Origin of the sequence: uncultured Bradyrhizobium sp., assembly GCF_947648125.1 — a bacterium.
Taxonomy (GTDB): Bacteria; Pseudomonadota; Alphaproteobacteria; order Rhizobiales; family Xanthobacteraceae; genus Bradyrhizobium.
Genome location: NZ_CANSMR010000013.1, coordinates 126,763 through 144,587, shown reverse-complemented (window position 1 = coordinate 144,587; position 17,825 = coordinate 126,763). Strand labels below are relative to the sequence as shown.

Below are 17,825 nucleotides of genomic sequence, written 5' to 3'. Positions count from 1 at the left end.
ACCCATTCTTACGCTTCCAAGCACGCTATGGGGCTGGATAGGGCCAAATAAATCAACCATTGCCCTCGCCGGAACGTCAAATTTAAATGAAGCGCCACGCCAGCATTATTTCGGCGCCAGCCCGTTCCACACCAGCGCCACGCCGGACAGCAACAGCAGCACCAGCACGACGTCGGAAAAATTGCGGTCGCTGAGGGCGTGATAGAGGCGCGAGCCAAGCCAGGCGCCGAGCAGCGTTCCCGGAAACGCGCAGGCCACGAGCCAAATCAATTCGGGCTTCACCAGGCCGCTTGCGATCTGGACCAGAAGCGCGGCCGCCAGGATCGTGAAGTTGAAGATCTGAAACACGCCGCGGCGTTGCTGCTTGCCCCAGCCGCGCAGGCTCGCCCACAGGATCGGAAGCGGGCCGGACAATCCGGCGAGGCCGCCGAGGATGCCGCCGGCAAATCCGATCGCGCCGTCGGCCCATTTGCCGCCGAAGGCGATCGACATCGGCTTGCGCTGCAGGAACAGCAGGGTCGGAAACACCAGGAGGAAGACGCCGATCGTCAGCTTGAAGACCTCGGGGTCGGCGCGGGCGATCAGCAAGATGCCGATCGGCACGCCGGCGAGGCCGCAGATGACGAACGGCCAGACCAGACGGAAGTCGATGGTCTTCCAGATCGACGGCAGCGTCGACAGCTGCGCGATCACCGAGCAGACCAGCACCAGCGGCACCGCAAGCGTCGGCGGCAGCACATAGAGCCAGATGCCGAGCGCCATCAGCGCGGTGCCGAAGCCGGCAAGACCGGAGACGAAACCGCCGGCAAGCGCGCCGAAGAACAGGACCGCGTAGCTTGCCGGGTTCATCCTCGTCTCGTTGTTTTGTACATTGCCGCGACGTTTACACGACGCAGGCGGTGGGTACACTTCAAAATCACGGCTCATCAACGACAATCGGAATGGAAGCTTCCCCATGACTGCGAACTCGTCGAAAACCTTTCTGGTCTGTCACGGCGCCTGGTCAGCCGGATGGGCGTGGAAGAAAATGCATCCCCTGATGCAGGCCGCCGGGCACCGGCTCGTGACGCCCAGCTACACCGGGCTCGGCGAGCGCGCGCACCTTGCCCATCAAGGGCTCGACCTGGAGGCGCATATCCAGGACGTGCTCAGCGTCATCTCATACGAAGATTTGCGCGACATCGTGCTGGTCGGCCACTCCTATGGCGGCATGGTCGCGACCGGCGTCGCCGACCGGGTGCGCGAGCGCGTCGCGCAGATGATCTATATCGACGCCTTTGTGCCGCGCGACGGCCAGTCGCTGTTCGATCTCAACGGGGCGGCCATCGAGACCATGCGCGAGCTCGCAAGCGACGGCGACGGCTGGCGCATCCCGCCGATGCCGACGCCGCCGGATACGTCTCCCGCAGATGTCGAATGGCTCACCGCGCGCCGCGTCGACATGCCGATCAAATGCTTCGAGCAGAAGCTGACGCTGCAACACGGCGAGACCAGCCTGCCGCGCAGCTACATCTACGCCACCCGGACCACCCAAGCCGATACGTTCGGCCAGTTCGCCAGGCGCATCAAGAATGAACCCGGCTGGCGCTATTTCGAGATCGACGCCAGCCACTCGCCGAACGTTACCGCGCCGGAGACGTTGATGGCGCTGCTCATGGAGATCGTTTCCTGACGAGCCGCTATTCCGGGGCGATGCCAAGCTTCGCCCCGGAGCAATCAGGTGCGTCTGTTAGCCTGCGGTCATCCACCACGCGCGTCGCGCACGGCCTGAGCGACCTTCGTCGCCTGCGACACTCTTCCGATTTTCGCACCTGCAATGATATTTCTTCGGCGTTCGCTCGGCTTCGGCGCCATGCCTTCGCTCGCGGTTGCTCCGGCCGAGGGACGGGTCGTGAAGTTCGCGGCTCGGTGCAGCGCGAGGGCCTTTCGAGCTGCTTCGACATGCGCGGTCCGAGTCGCCAGATTGTGCTGACGCTTGAGCTCCGTGTTCACCCGCTTCAACGCCGCTGCGAACACTTGCTTCCGTTCTGAAGCATGCTTGGCGGTTCCCGGAAAGCTTGTCCCCCGAGCCTCGGCCTTTCCGCGGCTCTCTCGCTGCTTTTGCCGGCCGACCGTTCGCTCCTTGTCGCGCATCTTGCGCAAGCGGGGGCGCATGGCCTCGAGCTCGGCCACCTCGACGCCATAGATGGCGGGATGATGCGTCAGGCGGATTGCTTCATATTCTTCGTGGTTGAGAATGCTGCGCTCGAACTTGCAGGCGACCGACATTACCATTCCTCCTCTTGATTTCTTGAATCGCGGGCAGAAGGACACGTCCAGCTTCAGCGGATCATAGCTGCAATGCCGCCGGATGGCCAAACTGCCACCATCCAAACTGGGACAGTGCTTCGATCGCAGCGATCGATCGCCTTGCCATAGGGTCAAAGTACGGTGGCTCCTACTTTTCTGCTTCGTCATCCTTGAGACGAATCCCCTCAGTCCGCAGAGCCGCAAAGAGAGCCGCGATGTCATCGGGCTCCATGTTGTTGGGGCACATCCCGTTCAGTTGTTCGGTCGTGATCGTGCCGGTGCTCTTGGCGATATCCCGTGCCTTCGCCATGATCTTCTGAAGGTCCATCTGCGATCCTCCGCGAGGCAGACATCCTACGCCCGCCAACCCATTATGTCGCCTTTTAAGAAACGTGCGATGATGGCGGCACCAACGCGATTGGTTCGCTTCGCGGCGCGATGAAGCAACATCCTTCGCGAAGTCCGCCATCGGAACCTGACGGTGACCGCAACTTTACCTCGCATGTTCCGCCAAACCGCGACATAATCAGCGTCTCGCGTGCTGGTGAACATGGCCTCATGAACCGCAGCCCCGTGCTCGTAGATCTGGCGCTCCAGGGTGGAGGCTCGCATGGCGCGTTCACATGGGGCGTGCTGGATCGACTTCTCGAAGAATCATGGTTTCAGATTGCGGGCATATCCGGGACATCGGCCGGAGCAATGAATGCTGCCGTGCTGGCGGATGGCTGGACCGCGGGCGGCGCTGCGGGCGCACGCGAAGCGCTTGAAAAGTACTGGCGAAGCGTCTCACGCGCCGCCGCATTCAGTCCGTTGCAACGCTCGCCGCTCGACCGTCTGATGGGACGCTGGTCGCTCGACAGCTCTCCGGCCTATCTCTTCACGGATTTGATGTCGCGGATGCTTTCACCCTACGACCTCAATCCCCTCGGCTTCAATCCGCTGCGCGACATATTGAACGACAGCATCGATTTCGAGCGTCTTGCGCGCGCGCCGATCAAGCTCTTCATAACCGCCACACGGGTCCGTACGGGGCGGGGGCGGATTTTTCGCAACGCGGAGATTACCGCGGATGTCCTGCTCGCGTCGGCCTGCCTGCCAACGATGTTTCGTGCGATCGAGATCGATGGCGAGCCCTATTGGGACGGCGGCTATGCGGGCAATCCCACGGTCACGCCGCTGGTCCGCGAGACCGACGCACACGATACGGTCGTGGTCCAGATCAACCCGACCGAGCGGCCGGAGCAGCCGCGCACGGCTGCTGACATTCTCAACCGGCTCAACGAGATCTCATTCAATTCGCCGCTAGCAAAAGAGCTGCGGATGATCGCGTTGCTTCGTCAGGTTGCCGACCCCGGCACCGGAGAAGGCGCCCGCTGGGCCCAGATGAAAACGCATCGGATCAAGAGCGACATGCTTGCGACGTTCGGTTCATCATCCAAGCTCAATGCCGAATGGGCGTTCGTGACCAAGCTGCACGAGGAGGGGCGGCGTGCCGCCGGCGAATTCCTCGACGCGCATGGCGCCGATATCGGTGAGCGCTCGACCGCCGATCTGGATATTCTGCTGGCGGAGTGCTGAGCCGATGGGTCTACTTGGCATTCTCGTCGGGCTTGGACTGCTGGTCGGTCTTGCGTTCCGCGGTTGGAGTGTCCTGCTGCTCGCGCCGCTCTGTGCGTTGGTGGCCGCAGCCTTCGGTGGCGAGCCGTTGCTTGCCAACTGGACGCAGACCTTCATGGGCAGCGCGTCGGAGTTTCTCGCGCAGTTCTTTCCTATTTTCCTGCTCGGCGCCGTGTTCGGGAAACTGATGGATGACAGCGGCGCGGTTAGTGCGGTCGCGGGCTTCATCTCCCGATGTCTGGGCGAACGTCGTGTCGTCCTCGCGGTCGTGCTCGCGGGTGCACTGGTCACCTACGGCGGCGTCAGCCTCTTCGTCGCATTCTTCGTCATCGTTCCGATGGCGCAGTCGCTGTTTCGCACGGCGGGGATTCCGCGTCGTTTGGTGCCGGCGGCGGTTATTCTCGGGACTTCGACCTTTACCATGTCGGCGCTGCCGGGCACGCCGTCGATACAGAATGCGATACCGATGCCGTTCTTCGGCACGACTCCGTTTGCCGCACCGGGCCTTGGCGTTGTCGCATCGATGATCATGCTTGGTGTCGGGCTGTGGTGGCTTCTTCGCGCAGAGAAAGCCGCGCGTCGCGCAAATGAGGGCTATGGCGACGAGCCGCCGGTTTCGGCGGATGCAGTCGACGACGAGTTGTTGCGCGAGCGGGCGACGACGGCGCGAGAATTCGACCCGGCGGAGATCCGCCACGGACATCACAGCGATGCTGCCGTCCCGGTCTTCAACGCCATCCTTCCCCTGATCGTCGTTGTCGCAGTCAATCTGCTGATGTCGCTCGTTGTCCTGCCCCGGCTTGATTTCTCATTCCTGGCCGAACAGCGATGGGGAAATACATCACTGGCAGCCGTTGCCGGTGTCTGGTCGGTTGTCGTGGCGTTGGGGGGAGCGATCGTGACGGTCATACTCTGCAATTGGACGCGACTGCCCGCACTGCGACGGACCATGGATGCCGGTGCGAATGCGTCGGTCCTGCCGGCGCTGAGCGTCGCAAGCCTTGTCGGATTCGGCGCCGTTATCGCCTCGCTTCCCGCTTTCGGCGTGGTGCGGGAGTGGGTGTTGCGAATTGAGGGCGGCCCATTGGTGTCGCTCGCAGTCGCGACGAACATCCTTGCCGCGCTGACGGGGTCGGCTTCTGGCGGCTTGACGATTGCGCTCGATGCGCTGGGCAAGACCTATATGGGTCTTGCCGCGGAGGCAGGTATTGATCCCGGCCTTCTGCATCGCGTCGCGGTGATCGGCTCGGGAACACTGGACATTCTGCCTCACAACGGCGCGGTCGTTAGCCTGCTTGCGATCTGCGGGCTCAAGCATCGCGACAGCTATCTCGACATCGTCATGGTCGGCATTGTGAGTTCCGTCATTGCTCTCGCCGCGGTGATTGCGATCGGCACCGCGTTCGGGTCGTTCTGACGCAAGACGATGGGTCGGCTCGACCGGTCGCGGGCGCGTGTAGCTGGATGAAGTTACTGAAATTGGCGAAGGGCCCGGCGTGTTACGCCGAGCCCTTCATACTCCAAAATATCAGCCGGCCTGTAAGCCGGGTTCTGTAGGGCACCATTCTTGCGAATGGTACGCGACGGCCATTCCTCTGGGACAAGGTTTGCACCTTGCCTCGAGCAACCTACCCGGACAGCGGGCCTGACATCGCCCTGCGGTGTTATCGCGCGTGCACGAACTAACCGCGTTGCCGTCCCTATTCGGTTTTGCTCCCGGTGTGGTTTGCCATGCCGTCTCCGTTGCCGGACACGCGGTGCGCTCTTACCGCACCTTTTCACCCTTGCTTCCTCCGAGGAGGGAGCGGTTCGTTCTCTGTGGCACTTTCCCTGGGGTCGCCCCCGCCGGACGTTATCCGGCACCGCATGTCGATGGAGCCCGGACTTTCCTCCCCCGCGGCCTTTCGGCACCAGCGGGAGCGGCCGTCCGGCCGACTGACGGCCTGTGCATGCGGGCTTTGGCCGCCCGCGTCAAGCGATTGCGATGGTTAACCGGTCGCCGGCCCTCGATTTTGACATCCGCGAAGGTGAGGCCTTTGATATCGACTTGATCGAACCAACGGTTGAGGCGCCATGGACACCGAACTGGCCCGGACGTTCCTGACGGTGGTGAGCGCCGGCAACTTCATCACCGCGGCGGAACGGCTTCACGTCAGCCAGTCGACGGTCAGTACCCGCATTCACACCCTCGAGCAGCAACTCGGCTGCGTGCTGTTCGTGCGCAACAAGGCCGGCACCACCCTGACGCCGGCCGGCCGGCAGTTTCAGCGCCATGCCTCGGTGCTGGTCCGCACCGTCGAGCAGGCGCGCCACGATGTCGGAATCCCCAAGGGGTTTTCCGCAACCCTGGTGGTCGGCGGCCGCATCGGGCTTTGGGAAGAGTATCTGCTGCGCTGGCTGCCGCTGATGACGCGGGCGCATCCCGATATCTCGATCCGCGCCGAGAGCGCGCTCGAGCCCGAACTGATGCAGGGGCTGGTCGAGGGGCGCATCGATATCGGCGTGATGTACACGCCGCAGAGCCGCCCCGGCCTCAAGGTCGAGCAGCTGTTCGAGGAGCAGCTCATCCTGGTGTCGACCGATCCCAAGAGCGCACCGGAGCCGGGGCAGGGCTATGTCTATGTCGATTGGGGACCGGAATTCTACGCGCGTCACGCGACGCTGTTTCCGAACTTCGCCGGCCCCGCGCTGACGGTGAACATCGGCTGGCTCGGATTGCAGCATCTGCTGGAGAACGGCGGCTCCGGCTTCTTCGCGCGCCGCATCGTGGAGCCGCTCCTGAAGGCGCGGCGGCTGCACGCCGTCGCCGGCGCTCCCGCCTTTGCAATGCCGGCCTATGTCGCCTATCCGGCCGACCGCCAGGACGACCATCTGGCGCGTGCGGTCGCGATCATGCATCGCCTCGCCGCATCTCAGGTCCAGGCCGCCACCGAGGTCCCGCGGGCCAGGACCGGCACCCGGCGGCGACGTTGATCGCAATTGCTATCGGCATCGCCGATCGGTTGCATCGGCATTCTTCGCTTGTCAGCGCGTTCGCCAGAGCCCAGAGCAGGATCGGGATCAGCAGGAGGTCAGGCGATGGACATTGCGGCAGCGGTGGGAGATGCGTTGCTCAACGGTGCGTCCGACGCGATCGTTGCGACCGATGCGAGAGGCCGCATCACCCTGTGGAATCCCGGCGCGGTCAGGGTATTCGGCTTCACGCCTGAGGAGGCCGTCGGACAATCGCTCGACCTGATCATTCCGGAAGCCTTGCGCGCGCGTCACTGGGCCGGCTTCCGCCACACGATGGCGACCGGGACGAGCCGTTACGGTCAGGGTGATCTGTTGTCGGTGCCTGCGCTAACCAAGGATGGCGCGCGCATCTCCGTCGAATTCACCATCGTGATGCTGCATGACGCGGAGCACAAGGTCGCCGGCACCGTGGCGGTGATGCGCGACGTGACGAAGCGTTTCGAGGAGCTGAAGGACTTGCGGCGCCGCGCGGCGCAGCAGAGCGGCCCATCCTCGTAAGGCTGCTGGTGGTGACGCCAGCTATTTTCCTGATCGCAGGCGGGCTTCCGCGAACGCCGTCACGAGGCCGATAATCAGCATCGAGGCGACAATGTCGGCTTCCGCACCGAAGCCGAACGCGATTCCCGTCGCCGAGGCGACCGCCGCAAGGATCGCGATGGTCAGCCCCTCATCGGCGATCAGCCGACGCAGCGCCGTCAGGCGCGTGATGCCTCGTCGCATGGCCTGTTCAGACGCCGAGCGGATTGCCGGCCGCGGCGATGGCAGAGGCGACCTGGCTGGCACGGTGGCCCGGTTGCGCGACGATCCGGCCGCGCAGGATCCGGTACAGCATCCAGAGCAGGAGCCGGGAAAGGCGCGTTGCAGACTGCAGCAGTAATGTCATGGCCAGTCCTCCTGATATCCGACCCAAGGCTACGCGTGGCCATGAATTTAACAAACGAATAATATTGGCGATTGATATCGGATTATCAGATATAAACATCGGCCGGAGTCCGCCCGCTGCCGGGCAGGAGAAGCGCTCACGCGGGGCGGCCAAAATAATTTATCCTGACCCTGTCGTCCTGCATGCCGCCCGTTCGACTGGGTGTCGGCGATCCAGCCGATCAAGAGGAGAGACGAGATGCAATATTTGCTGCTGATCTACCGGAGCGACGCGCAATACGCCCATATGACCGCTGACGACCGCAAGGCCGTGACGGCGGAATACGGCGCCTACACCCAGTCCATCATCCAGAGCGGGCACTTCAAGGCCGGCGACGGGCTGCAGCCGGTGTCGACGGCAACCACCGTGCGGGTTCGCGACGGCAAGACGCTGACGACCGATGGTCCGTTCGCGGAAACCCGCGAACAACTCGGCGGCTACTATCTGGTCGAGGCCAAGGATCTCGACACCGCGCTCGGCCTTGCGGCGCGGATTCCCGGCGCCAAGACCGGCTCGATCGAAGTCAGGCCGGTGATGATCTACGACAACCCGTGATGACGGCATTATCGCATCATGAATGCAGCGGCCGCGTCACCTGGCGCGGCCGTTGAGCAACGATTGATGGCCATGACCCCGAGCCAGATCGAGAAAGTGTTTCGCGACGAGGCGGGCCGGGCGCTCGCAACGTTGATCCGTCTCGTCGGCGATTTCGATCTGGCCGAGGATTCCCTGCAAGAGGCCTTCGCGGTCGCGCTGCAGCGCTGGCCGATCGGTGAATTCCCCGCCAATCCGCGCGCCTGGCTGGTCAATGTCGGCCGCAACAAGGCGATCGACCGCGTCCGCCGCGCGGCCGCGTTTCGCGGCAAGCAGCAGGAACTGACGCATCAATTGTTGCTGGATGCGGAGGCGCCGCCCGAGCCGGCCGATGCGACGCTCGACGACGATATGCTGAGGCTGATCTTCACCTGCTGCCATCCGTCCTTTGCCGCCGAGGTCCAGGTTGCGCTGACCTTGCGCACGGTGTGCGGTCTGACCACGGCGCAGGTCGCGCGCGCGTTCCTGGTCAGCGAGGACGCGATGGCGCAGCGCCTGTTGCGTGCCAAGCAAAAGATCAAGCTCGCCGGCATTCCCTATGAGGTGCCGGAGCGTGAGGCGCTGGAGCCGCGCCTCACCGGCGTGCTCGCGGTGATCTATCTCGTCTTCACCGAAGGCTATGCCGCGACCGCCGGCGAGGATCTGATGCGGCCCGATCTCGCCCGCGAGGCGATCCGGCTGGCGCGGCTGCTCGACGGGTTGATTGCGGCGCGCGGCGAGATCAAGGGCCTGCTGGCGCTGATGCTGCTGCACGATGCGCGCCGCGCCGGCCGCCAGACCGCAGGCGGCGACATCGTGCTGCTCGAGGAGCAGAACCGCTCGCTGTGGGATTTCCAGCAGATCGCCGAAGGTGTGAGGCTGGTCGAGGAGGCGCTGCAGATGCCGGGCCGGCCGCAATCCTACGCGGTGCAGGCCGCGATCGCCGCGCTGCATGCGCGGGCGCCGAGCTATGAGGATACCGACTGGCCGCAGATCGCCGGTCTCTATGAGGTGCTGCTCCGCATCAGCCCGTCGCCGGTGATCGAACTCAATCATGCCGCTGCGGTGTCGATGGTCGACGGCCCGGCGCGTGCGCTCGATCTGATCGATGCGCTGGACGCGCGTGGCAGCCTGAAGGGATACGACCAGCTGCCTGCGGTGCGCGCCGATCTGCTGCGCCGCCTCGGCCGCAAGGACGAAGCGCGGCAGGCGTATCATGCCGCGACCGCGGCGACGCAGCTCGAGCCGCTGCGGCGGCTCTATGCACGCCGCATCACCGAGATGGGGTGACATCGCCTCATCTCGTGCGTGGCGTGCGAGGGCACGCCTTTGATATCAACGATCGTCAGCGTGCCGCGCGGCGTCGAACGTGCTCAGTACCCTGTCTTGGCCTTGGCGCCGGTCGATTGCCCGGTCGTCGTTCCACTCGACATGCCGGTCGTGGTGCCGGGCGCCATCATCTTCTTCTGCGCGTGATGGACCTTGTGGGTCTTGTGATGGGTCGACATCGACTTGTCCTGGGTCGACATCGCACCTGCGGCTACTGGAGCTGCGATGAGGCCGACGGCGACAGCTCCGGTGATGAGTGCTTTGAACATGGACGAATCTCCACTCAGACCGCCCCAATTAAGAAGGCGGGACACGGAAAAAAGTTCCAGTTTGCGCGTGAGGATTTCGGCGGAAGCGTCATTGCGAGCGGAGCGAAGCAACCCATCGCGCCGCACGCCGAAACGTGGATTGCTTCCGCCTTCGCCGAGGCTTCGGCGGACAAGTCGCCGCGGAGCCTGTCATCGGGCGCGCATTTTGCGCGACCCGTTGGCGCCTCGCAATGACGATGGAAAGACCGAGCCTACCTCGCGGCATCCGGCGGCAGGGTCTCGAGCAGCGCGTGCAGCGTCGCCATGGTGGAGCGGTCGGCGATTCCGTCGACGCGCTCGGGGCGGAAGTGACGCTGGAAGGCGGTGACGACCTCCATGGTCGGGCCGTCGAACTTGCCGTTGGTCGGGATGTTGTAGCCGTAGCGCCGGAACGCGGCCTGCATGTTGGAGACGCTGTCGCTGATCGCGCCAAGCTGCAGCGCGTCGCCACGCACGATCGGCGCCGGCTGCACCCAATGCCCGACGCCGGAATTGGCCAGCGAGTGCCAGGGGAATTTCTCGCCGGGATCCTTCTTGCGCCCCGGCGCGACGTCGGAATGGCCGAGCACGCGATGCGCGACCACCTTGCGCCGAAGCATGATGCCGCGGCACAGCGCGATGACGGCCGCGATCTGGCGCAGCGGGAAGTCGGGATAGCCCCAATCGTGGCCGCGATTGACGATCTCGACGCCGATCGAGCAGGAATTGATGTCGTCCTCGCCGGCCCAGGCGGAGACGCCGGCGTGCCAGGCGCGCTTGCTCTCCGGCACGCATTGCACGATGCGGCCGTCCTCGAGCACGATGTAATGCGCCGAGACCTCGGTGCCGGCGGTGCAGAGCTGGGCGATCGCGCCCTCGACGTCGGGCATGCCGGTGTAGTGCAGCACGATCATGTCGGGCTGCCGGTCGTCGGCGCGGTCGCCGAAGTTCATCGACGGGATCACGTCGGAGGCGATCGAGGAATCCGGCGTGAACGTCTTCACGTCGGCCACGCCCTTCGGAACAGGAAGGACGCGCTGACGCTTCGAATCAGCGTTGCCGGACGAGGACGAACCAGAAGCCATACGAATCACTCAAACCCGAACCAGGAGAACGCATTTTGACATATGGATAAACAAATAGGCGTTTACTATTCCTTTACCGTGCGGGCCGCGCAATCGGCCTGCCGGTTCCACGGGCTCCATGATGAGCCGCGCGATGATGCCCGAAGCGAGGGCCGAGGCTATCACTCGAATGCGGATCAAAGTCGCGCGGTTCCGCTAACCGATCATCAACGTTTTCTTAACGTTAAGTGCCGTTACTGAGAGGTGAAGTGCCGAACCGGTTTCGGGGGACGGCCAAGGTCCGCTGTTGCGCGAAATCCCATGGAAACCCTCCCAATTCCGGTCGGATATCAGGATTTGCGGCCGAGGGCGGGAGTTGGCGCTGGGATCACGCAGCGGCCTTTTTGCCGGAACAGCCAGCGCGAGGATTCGAGACGCAATGAGTCGGCGCGCAGCCAGCTTGCATGCCAGCAACGCGGCCCTGTCCAGGGGCGGCGCATGAGCGAGCGTGCTCCCCGTCACATTTCCGTGCTGGGCCGCGAGGCGGTCGGCTATCTCGAGCCGCGCGCCGGCGGCATCTATGTCGACGCGACCTTCGGCGCCGGCGGCTACAGCCGCATGATTCTCGATGTCGCCGGTACGCATGTCATCGGCATCGACCGCGACCGCACCGCGATCGCGGGCGGCTTCGATCTGGTCGACGGCGCGGACGGTCGCCTGACGCTGGTCGAGGACCGCTTCTCCAGTCTCGTCGAGGTCTGCGCATCGCAGGGGGCGGATCAGGTCGACGGCGTCGTGATGGATGTCGGCGTCTCCTCGATGCAACTCGACCAGGCCGAGCGCGGCTTCTCGTTCCGCTTGGGCGGTCCGCTCGACATGCGGATGGCGCAGAGCGGCCTGACCGCGGCCGATGTGGTTGCCACCGCTTCCGAGAAGCAGCTCGCCGACATCATCTACATCTTCGGCGAAGAGCGGCATTCGCGCGGCGTCGCCCGCGCCATCGTCGCCGCGCGCAAGGACGCGCCGATCACCACGACCGAGGCGCTCGCCGACATCGTCGGGAAAGTCGTGCGCGCCAAGCCGAACGAGATCCATCCGGCGACGCGGACTTTTCAGGCGCTGCGCATCTTCGTCAATGAAGAGCTCGATGAGCTGTATCGGGCGCTGGCCGCGGCCGAGCGGGTGCTGAAGCCGGGCGGCCGGCTTGCCGTGGTCTCGTTCCATTCGCTGGAAGACCGCATCGTCAAGAATTTCCTCACCGAGCGCGGCAAGGTTTCCAGCGGCTCGCGGCATCTGCCCGAAGTGGCGCAATCCGCGCCGAGCTTTCAGATCCTGACCAAGCGCCCGGTGACGCCGGGCGAGGCGGAGATATCGGCCAATCCGCGCGCCCGGTCGGCCAAGCTGCGCGCAGCCGAGCGCACCGCGGCGCCGGCGCATGCCGACGACGACCTGCCGTCTTGGCCGCGGCTGTCCGACCTGAAGCGGGGAGGCTGACGATGCGCCTCCTCCATCTCCTCGTCATCGGCATGCTGATCTTCGCGGCATCCTATGTCTACCGCATCAAGATGGAATCGACCGCGCGAGTCGAACGCGTGCTGCAGCTCAATGCCGAGATCCGCGAGCAGCGCAACGCGATCGCCACCTTGCGTGCCGAATGGGCCAAGCTCGACGCGCCGCTCAGGCTGCAGGGGCTCGCTGAGCGACATCTGCCGCTGAAGCCGGTCAACGCCAATCAGTACGATTCCCTGAAGAACCTGCCGGAGCGGCCGCCGAGCTTCACGCGACCCGGTTCGCGCGATCCGATCGGCGCGATGATCGACACCATCGAGGCCGCCGCCGCGCCGGACAGCACGACCGGATCGATCGGCAAGCCGGCGACCGACCAGCCGGCCGCCGACCAGCCTGCGCCCGCAGAAGATTCCGAGCAGGGCGGGGGAGATCAGCAATGACGGGACCTGCCATGACCGATCCGGCACCCGCCAGCAAGCCGGCCGGAAAAGCCGCTGAACCCTGGCGCACGCGGCTGATCCGCACGCTGCTGTATGGAAGCAATGTCGATCGTGCCGCGAAAGCGCGCGCGCGCGTCGGTCTTGCGATCCTCGCCTTCGCCGCGGTCTATTGCGTGCTGGCCGGACGGCTGGTGCTGTTCGCGGTCGGCGCCGACAGCCATGGCGCACGACGCACGGCCTCGCAGGATGCGATCGCAACCGCCAGGCCCGACATCACCGACCGCAACGGCGAAATTCTCGCCACCGACGTCAAGGCGCCGAGCCTGTTCGCCGAGCCGCGCCGCCTGATCGACAAGGACGAGGCGATCGAGCTCCTGACCGCGGCCTTGCCCGACCTCGACACCAGCGAAGTGCGCGACCGTCTGTCCTCGCGCAAGGGCTTCGTCTGGTTGAAGCGCGAGATCACGCCGAAGCAGCAGCTCGACATCCACCGCCTCGGCCTTCCCGGCGTCGGCTTCCTGCGCGAGAACAAGCGCGTCTATCCGACCGGCAACGAGGTCGCCCACCTGATCGGCCTGGTCAACATCGACAACCAGGGCATTGCCGGCATGGAGAAGTGGCTGGACAATAACGGTCTGGCCGATCTGCACCGCGCGGGCTTCGCCACCGACCGGCTGCAGAAGCCGGTGGAATTGTCGGTCGACCTGCGCGTCGAGCACGCGCTGCGCGACGAACTGATCAAGGCGAAGGAGAAGTTCAAGGCCAAGGCCGCCTCCGGCCTCGTCTCCAACGTGCGCACCGGCGAGATCGTGGCGATGGTGTCGCTGCCGGATTTCGATCCGAACAATCCGAAGGAGGCGCACGACCCTGATCGCATCAACCGCCTGACCACCGGCGTTTACGAGATGGGCTCGACCTTCAAGGCGTTCACGCTGGCGATGGCGCTGGACAGCGGCCGGTTCGATCTCAACTCGATGTGGGATGCGCGCGGCCCGCTGCATTACGGCAAGTTCGCGATCCATGACGATCACAACATGGGCCGCATGATCAACATGAAGGAGGTGTTCTACTATTCCTCCAACATCGGCGCCGGGCGCATCGCGCTGGCGATGGGCGTCGACGCGCACAAGGCCTTCCTGCGCAAGATGGGGCAGCTGGAGCGGCTGCGCACCGAATTGCCGGAGAGCGCCTCGCCGATCGTGCCGAAGAAGTGGGGCGAATTGAACACCGTCACGATCTCGTTCGGTCACGGCATCGCGGTGGCGCCGCTGCAGGCGGTGATGGGTATCGACGCGCTGGTCAATGGCGGCTACCTGATCCCGCCGACCTTTTTGAAGCGCACCGAGCAGGAAGCGATGGCGCTGGCCAAGCGCGTCATCAAGCCCGAGACCTCGGACAAGATGCGCTATCTGATGCGGCTCAACGCCGAGATCGGCACCGCGAAGAAGGCCGACGTCAAGGGCTACTATATCGGCGGCAAGACCGGCACCGCGGAGAAGGTGATCAACGGCCGCTACGCCAAGAAGCGCGTGCTGAACGCCTTCACCGCGATCCTGCCCGCCGACAATCCGAAATATCAGCTGTTGATCATGCTCGACGAGCCGCAGCCCCTGAAGGAGACCTATGGCTTCATCACCTCGGGCTGGAATGCGGTGCCGACCGGCGGCAACGTGATCGCCCGAATTGCGCCGCTTTTGGGCGTTGAACCGCGCTTCGACCTGCCGCCGTCCGACCGCCTTATTCTTGCGGCATCCAGAACAACCCAGTAAGGCGTATGGTTACAGCATGATCGGGACCGGAACGGCCGCGATAGCGCAAGGTGTGAAGCGGTTTTCCGAACAGATCATGCTCAGATAGCGGCGCCAGAACGGCGCCGGCCAGACTGGAAGATCATGAGACTTCGCGACCTCTTCGGCGATGATGCCACGATTGATCCGAGTGCCTCCTCGCTCATTGTCGGAGGGCTTGCGGTCGACAGCCGTGCGGTGAAGCCGGGCGATCTGTTCTTCGCGCTGGCCGGCAGCAGGACCGATGGCGCGCGCTTCGTCGATGCAGCGATTGCCGCGGGCGCAGTCGCGGTCGCCAGCGACCATCTGCCGCAAGGTCACGGCCGTGTTCCGTTCGTCATCACGCCCAATCCGCGCCGCGCGCTGGCGCTAGCCGCCGCCAAATTCTTTTCCCGCCAGCCTGCGACGATCGCGGCGGTGACCGGCACCAGCGGCAAGACCTCGGTCGCGGCGTTCACGCGCCAGATCTGGCAGCGGCTCGGTCACTCCTCCGCGAGCATCGGCACCATCGGTCTCGTCTCGGACAAGCGCACCGTCTACGGCTCTCTGACCACGCCCGATCCGATCGCGCTGCATCGCCAGCTCGACGAGATCGCGAGCGACGGCGTCACCCATCTCGCCTTCGAGGCCTCCTCGCACGGCCTCGACCAGTATCGCCTCGACGGTGTGCGCATCGAAGCCGGCGGCTTCACCAACCTGTCGCGCGACCACATGGATTATCATCCCGATGTCGCGCATTACCTGATTGCAAAGCTCCGGCTGTTCCGCGATCTCGTCGCCGACGGCGGCACCGCGGTGATCTCGGCCGATCACGACTGCTCGCGAGAGGTGATCGATGCGGCGCGGGCGCGCGGCCTACGTATCATCACGGTCGGCCGCAACGCCGACGCCACCGATGGCATCAAGCTCACAGACGCCGCGATCGAAGGCTTTGCCCAGCAGCTCGCGATCGAGCACCGCGGCCGCAAATACGCGATCCGGCTGCCGCTGGTCGGCGAATTCCAGATCGAGAACGCGCTGGTCGCGGCCGGCCTTGCGATCGGCACCGGAAGCGCCGCCGATGACGTGTTCGGCACGCTCGAACATCTCGAAGGCGCCAAGGGCCGGCTGGAATTCGTCGGCGAGCACAATGGCGCGCCGATCTTCGTCGACTACGCCCACAAGCCTGATGCGCTCGCCAAGGCGCTGCAGGCGCTGCGGCCCTATGCGAAGCGCAAGCTGGTCGTGATCTTTGGCGCTGGCGGCGACCGCGACGCCGGCAAGCGCCCGATCATGGGCGCGATCGCCGCCGAGAATGCCGATCACATCATTGTCACCGACGACAATCCGCGCAGCGAGAAGCCGGAGGCGATCCGCGCCGCGATCATGGCCACCGCAAAGGGCGCGCGCGAGATCGGCGACCGCGCCGCTGCGATCCGCGCCGGGATCGCCGGCCTCGAGCCGGGCGACGCGCTGGTCGTGGCCGGCAAGGGCCACGAGGTCGGGCAGATCGTCGGCAGCACGACGCTGCCGTTCAGCGATCATGAAGCGGTCGCGAATGCATTGGCCGAGGAGGGCGCATGAGCACGATGTTGTGGACCTCGGATGCGATGGCGCAAGCGATGCGCGCCGCCGCGCAAGGCGCACTGCCGGAGGGCGTCACCGGTCTCTCGATCGACAGCCGCACCATTGCAAAGGGCGATGCGTATTTTGCCATCAAGGGCGACGTCCATGACGGCCATGCCTTCGTCGAAACCGCGTTGAAGGCCGGCGCCGGGCTCGCCGTGGTCGAAACCGCGCAGCGCGACAAATTTCCCGCCGACGCGCCGCTGCTCGTGGTCGACGACGTGCTCGCCGGCCTCGTCGAGCTCGCGCATGCCTCGCGCGCGCGGCTCAAAGCGCAGATCATCGCGGTGACCGGTTCGGTCGGCAAGACCTCGACCAAGGAGGCGCTGCGCCGCGTGCTGTCGGCGCAGGGCGAGACCCATGCCTCGGTCGCGTCGTTCAACAATCACTGGGGCGTGCCGCTGTCGCTGGCGCGCTGCCCGGCGAGCGCGCGCTTTGCGGTGTTCGAGATCGGCATGAACCATGCCGGCGAGATCACGCCGTTGGTCAAGATGGTGCGGCCGCATGTAGCCGTCATCACCACGATCGAGCCGGTGCATCTGGAATTCTTCTCCGGCATCGAGGCGATCGCCGACGCCAAGGCGGAGATTTTCGCAGGGCTGGAGCCCAATGGTGCGGTGGTGCTCAACCGCGACAATGGACAATTCGCGCGGCTGCAGAAGCAGGCGAAGAAAGCCGGCATCTCGCGCATCGTCTCGTTCGGCGCCGACAAGCGCGCCGAGGCGCGGCTGATCGACCTGTCGCTGCACGCGACCTGCTCGGCGGTGCACGCCGACATTCTCGATCACGACATCACCTATAAGATCGGCATGCCCGGCCGCCACATGGCGATGAACTCGCTCGCGGTGCTGGCGGGCGCCTCGCTGCTCGGCGCCGATATCGCGCGCGCGGCGCTGTCGCTGTCGCAGCTCGAGGCCCCGACCGGCCGCGGTCTTCGCCGCACGCTCGAGGTCGGCCATGGCGAGGCGACGCTGATCGACGAGAGCTACAATGCCAACCCGGCCTCGATGGGCGCCGCGCTCAACGTGCTCGGCCAGGCCCAGACTGGGCCTCATGGCCGCCGCATCGCCGTGCTCGGCGACATGCTCGAACTCGGGCCGACCGGCCCCGATCTGCACCGCGGCCTCAACGAAGCCGTGACCGCCAACCGCATCGACCTTGTATATTGTTGTGGTCCGCTGATGCGGAATCTATGGGATGCCCTTTCCACCGGCAAGCGGGGAGGCTATGCCGAGAGTTCGGCGGCGCTCGAAGCGCAAGCGGTCGCCGCGGTCCGTGCCGGTGACGTGATCATGGTGAAGGGCTCGCTGGGATCGAAGATGAAGCTCATTGTCAGCGCGCTGGAAAAACGCTTCCCCGACAAGGCCGCGCACGAAGAAGCGGTATAG

General features: G+C 65.0%; 19 protein-coding genes and 1 other RNA gene. 12 read left to right on the top strand and 8 right to left on the bottom strand.

The window, feature by feature from the left end; translation table 11 throughout:
* Positions 1 to 105: 105 nt before the first annotated feature.
* Positions 106 to 849, bottom strand: coding sequence for a sulfite exporter TauE/SafE family protein (locus Q0030_RS22945; protein WP_298371942.1), 744 nt, complete (start codon positions 847 to 849; stop codon positions 106 to 108).
* A gap of 106 nt (positions 850 to 955) precedes the next feature.
* On the opposite strand from Q0030_RS22945, the gene Q0030_RS22940 reads away from it, so the two are divergent.
* Positions 956 to 1,672 carry an alpha/beta hydrolase gene (locus Q0030_RS22940; protein WP_298371941.1) on the top strand — a complete coding sequence of 239 codons (717 nt, stop codon included), beginning with the start codon at positions 956 to 958 and terminating at the stop codon, positions 1,670 to 1,672.
* Positions 1,673 to 1,740: 68 nt separating this feature from the next.
* On the opposite strand, the gene Q0030_RS22935 is transcribed toward Q0030_RS22940, so the two are convergent.
* Positions 1,741 to 2,268: a hypothetical protein gene (locus Q0030_RS22935; protein ID WP_298371940.1), complete on the bottom strand. Its 528-nt coding sequence runs from the start codon at positions 2,266 to 2,268 to the stop codon at positions 1,741 to 1,743.
* A 169-nt stretch (positions 2,269 to 2,437) separates the two neighbouring features.
* Positions 2,438 to 2,617, bottom strand: a complete 180-nt coding sequence (locus tag Q0030_RS22930) for a hypothetical protein (RefSeq protein ID WP_298371939.1) — start codon at positions 2,615 to 2,617, stop codon at positions 2,438 to 2,440.
* 230 nt (positions 2,618 to 2,847) lie between these two features.
* Between Q0030_RS22930 and Q0030_RS22925 the strand changes: the two genes are divergently transcribed.
* Together Q0030_RS22925 and Q0030_RS22920 are read left to right on the top strand one after the other, a co-directional pair.
* The gene (locus Q0030_RS22925; protein WP_298371938.1) at positions 2,848 to 3,867 is read left to right on the top strand and encodes a patatin-like phospholipase family protein; all 1,020 of its coding nucleotides are present in this window, start codon (positions 2,848 to 2,850) and stop codon (positions 3,865 to 3,867) included.
* 4 nt (positions 3,868 to 3,871) lie between these two features.
* On the top strand, positions 3,872 to 5,323 hold the full coding sequence (locus tag Q0030_RS22920) for a GntP family permease (RefSeq protein ID WP_298371937.1): 1,452 nt from the start codon (positions 3,872 to 3,874) through the stop codon (positions 5,321 to 5,323).
* Positions 5,324 to 5,430: 107 nt separating this feature from the next.
* Here Q0030_RS22920 and rnpB read toward each other — a convergent pair.
* Positions 5,431 to 5,845, bottom strand: an RNA gene (rnpB, locus tag Q0030_RS22915) — RNase P RNA component class A.
* Positions 5,846 to 5,979: 134 nt separating this feature from the next.
* On the opposite strand from rnpB, the gene Q0030_RS22910 reads away from it, so the two are divergent.
* Together Q0030_RS22910 and Q0030_RS22905 are read left to right on the top strand one after the other, a co-directional pair.
* Positions 5,980 to 6,879 (top strand): LysR family transcriptional regulator, encoded by a 900-nt coding sequence (locus Q0030_RS22910; RefSeq protein ID WP_298371936.1) that lies wholly within the window; start codon positions 5,980 to 5,982, stop codon positions 6,877 to 6,879.
* Between the two features lie 105 nt (positions 6,880 to 6,984).
* Positions 6,985 to 7,419 carry a PAS domain-containing protein gene (locus Q0030_RS22905; RefSeq protein ID WP_298371935.1) on the top strand — a complete coding sequence of 145 codons (435 nt, stop codon included), beginning with the start codon at positions 6,985 to 6,987 and terminating at the stop codon, positions 7,417 to 7,419.
* A 21-nt stretch (positions 7,420 to 7,440) separates the two neighbouring features.
* Here Q0030_RS22905 and Q0030_RS22900 read toward each other — a convergent pair whose 3' ends face one another.
* Together Q0030_RS22900 and Q0030_RS22895 are read right to left on the bottom strand one after the other, a co-directional pair.
* Positions 7,441 to 7,641 carry a hypothetical protein gene (locus Q0030_RS22900; RefSeq protein ID WP_298371933.1) on the bottom strand — a complete coding sequence of 67 codons (201 nt, stop codon included), beginning with the start codon at positions 7,639 to 7,641 and terminating at the stop codon, positions 7,441 to 7,443.
* Between the two features lie 7 nt (positions 7,642 to 7,648).
* The gene (locus tag Q0030_RS22895; protein WP_298371932.1) at positions 7,649 to 7,804 is read right to left on the bottom strand and encodes a hypothetical protein; all 156 of its coding nucleotides are present in this window, start codon (positions 7,802 to 7,804) and stop codon (positions 7,649 to 7,651) included.
* A gap of 237 nt (positions 7,805 to 8,041) precedes the next feature.
* Between Q0030_RS22895 and Q0030_RS22890 the strand changes: the two genes are divergently transcribed.
* Positions 8,042 to 8,398: a YciI family protein gene (locus Q0030_RS22890; protein WP_298371930.1), complete on the top strand. Its 357-nt coding sequence runs from the start codon at positions 8,042 to 8,044 to the stop codon at positions 8,396 to 8,398.
* A 72-nt stretch (positions 8,399 to 8,470) separates the two neighbouring features.
* Positions 8,471 to 9,706, top strand: coding sequence for an RNA polymerase sigma factor (locus Q0030_RS22885; protein ID WP_298372042.1), 1,236 nt, complete (start codon positions 8,471 to 8,473; stop codon positions 9,704 to 9,706).
* An 83-nt stretch (positions 9,707 to 9,789) separates the two neighbouring features.
* On the opposite strand, the gene Q0030_RS22880 is transcribed toward Q0030_RS22885, so the two are convergent.
* Together Q0030_RS22880 and Q0030_RS22875 are read right to left on the bottom strand one after the other, a co-directional pair.
* Positions 9,790 to 10,014, bottom strand: a complete 225-nt coding sequence (locus tag Q0030_RS22880; RefSeq protein WP_298371928.1) for a hypothetical protein — start codon at positions 10,012 to 10,014, stop codon at positions 9,790 to 9,792.
* A gap of 251 nt (positions 10,015 to 10,265) precedes the next feature.
* Positions 10,266 to 11,117, bottom strand: coding sequence for an N-acetylmuramoyl-L-alanine amidase (locus Q0030_RS22875; RefSeq protein WP_298371927.1), 852 nt, complete (start codon positions 11,115 to 11,117; stop codon positions 10,266 to 10,268).
* A 477-nt stretch (positions 11,118 to 11,594) separates the two neighbouring features.
* On the opposite strand from Q0030_RS22875, the gene rsmH reads away from it, so the two are divergent.
* From rsmH to Q0030_RS22850, 5 genes are all read left to right on the top strand, one after another.
* The gene (gene rsmH, locus Q0030_RS22870; RefSeq protein WP_298371925.1) at positions 11,595 to 12,590 is read left to right on the top strand and encodes a 16S rRNA (cytosine(1402)-N(4))-methyltransferase RsmH; all 996 of its coding nucleotides are present in this window, start codon (positions 11,595 to 11,597) and stop codon (positions 12,588 to 12,590) included.
* Between the two features lie 2 nt (positions 12,591 to 12,592).
* Positions 12,593 to 13,045 carry a hypothetical protein gene (locus Q0030_RS22865; protein ID WP_298371923.1) on the top strand — a complete coding sequence of 151 codons (453 nt, stop codon included), beginning with the start codon at positions 12,593 to 12,595 and terminating at the stop codon, positions 13,043 to 13,045.
* Between the two features lie 11 nt (positions 13,046 to 13,056).
* Positions 13,057 to 14,814 (top strand): penicillin-binding protein 2, encoded by a 1,758-nt coding sequence (locus Q0030_RS22860; protein WP_298372041.1) that lies wholly within the window; start codon positions 13,057 to 13,059, stop codon positions 14,812 to 14,814.
* Between the two features lie 123 nt (positions 14,815 to 14,937).
* Complete coding sequence (locus Q0030_RS22855; protein ID WP_298371922.1) at positions 14,938 to 16,395, top strand: UDP-N-acetylmuramoyl-L-alanyl-D-glutamate--2,6-diaminopimelate ligase; 1,458 nt, start codon at positions 14,938 to 14,940, stop codon at positions 16,393 to 16,395.
* Positions 16,392 to 17,825, top strand: coding sequence for a UDP-N-acetylmuramoylalanyl-D-glutamyl-2,6-diaminopimelate--D-alanyl-D-alanine ligase (locus Q0030_RS22850; RefSeq protein WP_298371920.1), 1,434 nt, complete (start codon positions 16,392 to 16,394; stop codon positions 17,823 to 17,825). The genes Q0030_RS22855 and Q0030_RS22850 overlap by 4 nt, the downstream gene beginning before the upstream one ends.

Excerpts from the sequence above, each read along its gene's own strand:
- Q0030_RS22945 (WP_298371942.1), bottom strand. The coding sequence starts at position 849 with ATGAACCCGGCAAGCTACGCGGTCCTGTTCTTCGGCGCGCTTGCCGGC.
- Q0030_RS22940 (WP_298371941.1), top strand. The coding sequence starts at position 956 with ATGACTGCGAACTCGTCGAAAACCTTTCTGGTCTGTCACGGCGCCTGG.
- Q0030_RS22935 (WP_298371940.1), bottom strand. The coding sequence starts at position 2,268 with ATGTCGGTCGCCTGCAAGTTCGAGCGCAGCATTCTCAACCACGAAGAA.
- Q0030_RS22930 (WP_298371939.1), bottom strand. The coding sequence starts at position 2,617 with ATGGACCTTCAGAAGATCATGGCGAAGGCACGGGATATCGCCAAGAGC.
- Q0030_RS22925 (WP_298371938.1), top strand. The coding sequence starts at position 2,848 with ATGAACCGCAGCCCCGTGCTCGTAGATCTGGCGCTCCAGGGTGGAGGC.
- Q0030_RS22920 (WP_298371937.1), top strand. The coding sequence starts at position 3,872 with ATGGGTCTACTTGGCATTCTCGTCGGGCTTGGACTGCTGGTCGGTCTT.
- Q0030_RS22910 (WP_298371936.1), top strand. The coding sequence starts at position 5,980 with ATGGACACCGAACTGGCCCGGACGTTCCTGACGGTGGTGAGCGCCGGC.
- Q0030_RS22905 (WP_298371935.1), top strand. The coding sequence starts at position 6,985 with ATGGACATTGCGGCAGCGGTGGGAGATGCGTTGCTCAACGGTGCGTCC.
- Q0030_RS22900 (WP_298371933.1), bottom strand. The coding sequence starts at position 7,641 with ATGCGACGAGGCATCACGCGCCTGACGGCGCTGCGTCGGCTGATCGCC.
- Q0030_RS22895 (WP_298371932.1), bottom strand. The coding sequence starts at position 7,804 with ATGACATTACTGCTGCAGTCTGCAACGCGCCTTTCCCGGCTCCTGCTC.
- Q0030_RS22890 (WP_298371930.1), top strand. The coding sequence starts at position 8,042 with ATGCAATATTTGCTGCTGATCTACCGGAGCGACGCGCAATACGCCCAT.
- Q0030_RS22885 (WP_298372042.1), top strand. The coding sequence starts at position 8,471 with ATGACCCCGAGCCAGATCGAGAAAGTGTTTCGCGACGAGGCGGGCCGG.
- Q0030_RS22880 (WP_298371928.1), bottom strand. The coding sequence starts at position 10,014 with ATGTTCAAAGCACTCATCACCGGAGCTGTCGCCGTCGGCCTCATCGCA.
- Q0030_RS22875 (WP_298371927.1), bottom strand. The coding sequence starts at position 11,117 with ATGGCTTCTGGTTCGTCCTCGTCCGGCAACGCTGATTCGAAGCGTCAG.
- rsmH (WP_298371925.1), top strand. The coding sequence starts at position 11,595 with ATGAGCGAGCGTGCTCCCCGTCACATTTCCGTGCTGGGCCGCGAGGCG.
- Q0030_RS22865 (WP_298371923.1), top strand. The coding sequence starts at position 12,593 with ATGCGCCTCCTCCATCTCCTCGTCATCGGCATGCTGATCTTCGCGGCA.
- Q0030_RS22860 (WP_298372041.1), top strand. The coding sequence starts at position 13,057 with ATGACCGATCCGGCACCCGCCAGCAAGCCGGCCGGAAAAGCCGCTGAA.
- Q0030_RS22855 (WP_298371922.1), top strand. The coding sequence starts at position 14,938 with ATGAGACTTCGCGACCTCTTCGGCGATGATGCCACGATTGATCCGAGT.
- Q0030_RS22850 (WP_298371920.1), top strand. The coding sequence starts at position 16,392 with ATGAGCACGATGTTGTGGACCTCGGATGCGATGGCGCAAGCGATGCGC.